The sequence below is a fragment of the Tunicatimonas sp. genome (genome assembly GCF_049647865.1).
Taxonomy (GTDB): Bacteria; Bacteroidota; Bacteroidia; order Cytophagales; family Cyclobacteriaceae; genus Tunicatimonas.
Genome location: NZ_JBARYM010000622.1, coordinates 1 through 2,458 on the forward strand (window position 1 = coordinate 1; position 2,458 = coordinate 2,458).

The 2,458-nt window shown below is 43.2% G+C and carries 1 protein-coding gene; it reads right to left on the reverse strand.

Annotated elements, in window-relative coordinates; all coding sequences use genetic code 11:
* Positions 1–2,139 (reverse strand): CHAT domain-containing protein (locus WBA23_RS18225; RefSeq protein ID WP_424583710.1); only part of this gene is annotated, 2,139 nt, incomplete at its 3' end.
* Positions 2,140–2,458: the final 319 nt, after the last annotated feature.

Genomic DNA, 2,458 nt, shown 5'->3' on the forward strand with positions numbered 1-2,458 from the left:
CTGGGGAGCGAACCTTCGAAAGGCTTGTTCGGTAGCTTGATCGTCCAGAAAAACTTGGCTATTAAATAGTCCCGCGACCTGTTGCACTTCTTCTTTGTTATACAGAAGATCGTAAAAACCTTCACGACTGGTTCCACTACGAGTTGTCTTGTTTTCTGCTAAAAAAGGGGTTTTTTCATATTTTGGGGCAAAACCAGCGTAAGCACCCTTACTGGTTGTTGTATTTTCGGGAGACTGCTGCCGGATATATAGAGAGGCTGAGTATTCGTAGCGAAGCGGTAGCTTTCTTATGAGGTAGGGAAAAGTACCTGGTTTGCTTAGAGTGTTTTTAGATACTGGTTTAGTAAGCAATACGTCAAACGGAAGGTAACCCAACTGTCCATCAGGAATAACAACTAATTTCTCTGGATTGGAACCCAAAGAGTCTAGTAAATTTTTAATCAACTGTTGATAGAGAGCATAGCTGCTTTGAGTCCAGCGCTGGGTGTTTTCCGAATCTTTAATCGCCTCCCAATCGTAATGTCTAATAAAGGAGAGTACGTTATCTAAGTCTTGTTTGAAGGCAGTAAGGTTAGCAACTGAGTCAACGACGATCTTATTGGAACTAATCCCGAAAGCAAATAACGAGCTATCGCCCAAAAAATAGGATAATAGCGTTGTATTCGCCGGAAGATTGGCTTGCACATCGGCTAATGAGGCCACTTTAGTATTGTGCCGCAGCGCGTAATAGTCGGGGAAATCTCGCTCAATTTGCTGAACCAGTTTCTGACGAGCATCTTGGGTAATTAACAACTGTTGCTCTAATTGGATAGCTTCAGGACTCGCAGAATCATTTAAGTCGTTGCGTTGCTGTTCTAACAACGATAACTTTCGGGTATACGCCCGCTCTCGCTCTAATAACGAATCAGGTATGCCTCCGAAACTCTGTGCTCGCGTTTTTTGAGTTGCTTCCAGCAGAATAAAGCTTTTACTCTTCTCAGCAAAGTGAAACGCTTGGGCCAAAAACTGACCAGATGCCGGTTGGCGCTGGTGTAACTCGTAAGCTACCTGAATAGCCTGCTCGTATATGCCGAAGAAATGCGAAGCAACAAACTGCTTGTATTCAATAGAAGGAAATTCCTCCCGACTTTCATCCAGAATAATTCCAATCTGCTGATAAATTTCTAAAGCACTTACTAAAGGAGCGGTACTTCCAGGCTGCTGCTGATAGAGTCCCCATAGTGCCTTGGCTTTGTGAGACAATACTTCTAACAATTCCTTTTTTGCCCCGGTATCTTGGTAAGTTGGGTTCTCGAGAACATTAACCGTTGCTCTAAACTCTGGCACTAGTTGAGCTAAGGCCTGTTGATAATCTTCCAGTGCCTCCCGCCATTCTCGTTGGGCTTCCCAAGTTTGCCCTCGCTCTAAGTAGATAGTGCTTCGCTGATAGTGTTTAGCCGGAAGCATTTGGTCGGCTAATTGTAAGCTTTGTTGAAAAGCCTGTTCAGCTTCCGGGTAGCGTTTCATCAGCATATACGTATGGCCAAGTCTATTATACGTATCAATCATTAAGGTACTAGCGCTAGCCTTTTGCTGAGACGAGAGAGCTAAAGAAACATAGTACAAAGTGCTATCGTACTGTTGCTGAGCTTGATAAATAGAAGCCAATAAGTTGGCTGATGAATGTATTGGATTTTTTACTCGAGGATTATCCTTCTGAGTTAGAAAATAGGATAGAGCATTTTCGGCTAGTGCTATTCCTTTTCCATAATCTCCTGACTGATGATTATATTGAGCTGAAGCGAAGAATGATTGCGCTTGATAAAGAGCATGGAGTGCTTGGTTGTATTCGCGGTCATAGTCTAAGACATCAGTTGACTTTGGTAGCCATTCTGAGGCAATCCGAAAATGATATAATGACTGTTGATAGTTCTGTAGCCGATAGTAGGCGTTGCCAAGATAAACGAAAACATCGTTAACTAGCAGGGAGTCAGAAGTAGTTGATAATGATTGAGGCTGCACAATTTTGTTAAAGGCATCAATAGCCGCTACAAAATCACCGGCGGAGTAGTAAAACGAACCTCTGGTATAAGCTACGTCCTGGCTAAGTGTGCCGGACGGGTCAAGAGTATCTAGCGCTTCGGCGTGTTGACGCAGCAATTGTTCCGTCCGGTTCAGATAATGCAGAAGAGTATCTAGTTGGGTATGGTACTCAGCACACCAAGCGGCTTGTAATAAAGCAGTTATCTGGGCATCCCAAAGCTGCTTACTCTCTGCCTTATAGGCAATTTCTTTTAGTGCCTTAAGCGCACTATCGGGCTGTCTGTAAAAGTAGTTTTAGTATACCGAGAATATGGCCTCTTCAATAGCTTGGGTTCTAATATCAGTACTATCTTTGGATTGGGCTAAACATAAAAAACACTGCATACTTGCTAGCAAGTATGCAGTGATATAAGCGATAAAGCGACACCTCAAAATG